We start from the raw sequence: 1,321 nt of genomic DNA on the forward strand, positions 1-1,321 counted from the left end.
GGTCTGGCAAGGCGCGCCGGTCTCGACTCCACCGCCTTCAACAAGTCGAAGCGCCTGTCCTCGGACGGGCGGCCACGCTGGCCGTCGACCGAATCGCTGGCCAAGATCATCGAGGCCACCGGCGCCTCGCTGGAGGAGTTCACCGGGCTGGTGGAAGGTGATGGCTCGATCCCGGCGTCGCAGGCACGCAGGTCAGCCGTGCCGCTGCTCGGCTTTGCCCAGGCCGGCGCCGGAGGTTTCTTCGACGATGCCGGCTATCCGGCGGGGCAGGGCTGGGATCTGGTTGAATTGCCGGCCAGGGCGACAGCAAGCTCCTATGCGCTGCAGGTGCAGGGCGATTCCATGCTGCCGCTCTACCGCAACGGCGACGTGCTGATCGTCGAGCCGGGCGCTGCCACCCGCAAGGGCGACCGCGTCGTCGTCAAGACCGTTGCCGGTGAGGTGATGGCCAAGGTGCTGGCTCGCCAGACCGTGAAGTCGATCGTGCTGGTCTCCCTCAATCCTGATCATCCTGATCGGGACATCCCGATGCGCGACATCGAATGGGTGGCGCGTATCGTCTGGGCAAGCCAGTAAGTGCGGCTGCTCCGTCTTGCCGTGGCTGTTGCGGCTGTACCAGCGATGGCGTCGCTCGTCGTCACCGGAGGCCGCGCGCTGAACGGCGGTGAAAGCATCGTCACGCTGGACCGCATTGATCCGGTGGCCGAAACCACCGCCGAGCAGGGCGCCGACATGCCGCCCGAAGCGCCGGCCACGGCAGCCCTTCCGCCACCGCAGCCGGTGAAACCTCCCGCCCATTCCAGGACGATCGATCCCGAGGTCGTGGCGCCACCTCAACTCCCTTCCGGGGAGCTTGAGCGTGTCGAGCCGCGCGCGCCGCTGAGCGACCTGGCGCTGGCAGGCCCGCCCAAGCCGCCCAGGTGGAAAATGCCCGGCGACTGGAACGGGACCAAGCTGTTCCAGCCGGTGGCCGCCGCCGCCGGGCTGATCGAGGCGAAGGGCTATTCGGTCGCGATTTCCGGGGTCGACATCGTGAGGCAGGACGAGACCTGCAGCGTCGACGGCAAATCCTGGGCCTGCGGCGCGCGCGCCAGGACGGCATTCCGCGCCTTCCTGCGCGGCCGGGCGATAGCCTGCATCGTGCCGCCGGAAGGCGGCGGCCGCGACCTCATCTCCGCCGAATGCCGTGTCGGTAATCAGGATATTGGCCAGTGGCTGGTCGAGAGCGGCTGGGCGCGCGCCGCCACGGGTGGCCCCTTTGTCGAGGCCGGCGACAGGGCACGCTCGGAGAAGAAAGGCATTTTCGGGCACGCCCCGAACC

At 68.8% G+C, this 1,321-nt stretch carries 2 protein-coding genes; both read left to right on the forward strand.

What is annotated here, in order from left to right; genetic code table 11:
• Positions 1-576: helix-turn-helix transcriptional regulator (locus EOA33_RS36000; RefSeq protein WP_145989520.1), on the forward strand; the 576-nt coding region annotated here is incomplete at its 5' end.
• A partial coding sequence (locus EOA33_RS36005; RefSeq protein WP_348628297.1) for a thermonuclease family protein occupies positions 577-1,321 on the forward strand: 745 nt, incomplete at its 3' end.

The organism is Mesorhizobium sp. M4A.F.Ca.ET.050.02.1.1 (assembly GCF_003997725.1).
Taxonomy (GTDB): domain Bacteria; phylum Pseudomonadota; class Alphaproteobacteria; order Rhizobiales; family Rhizobiaceae; genus Mesorhizobium.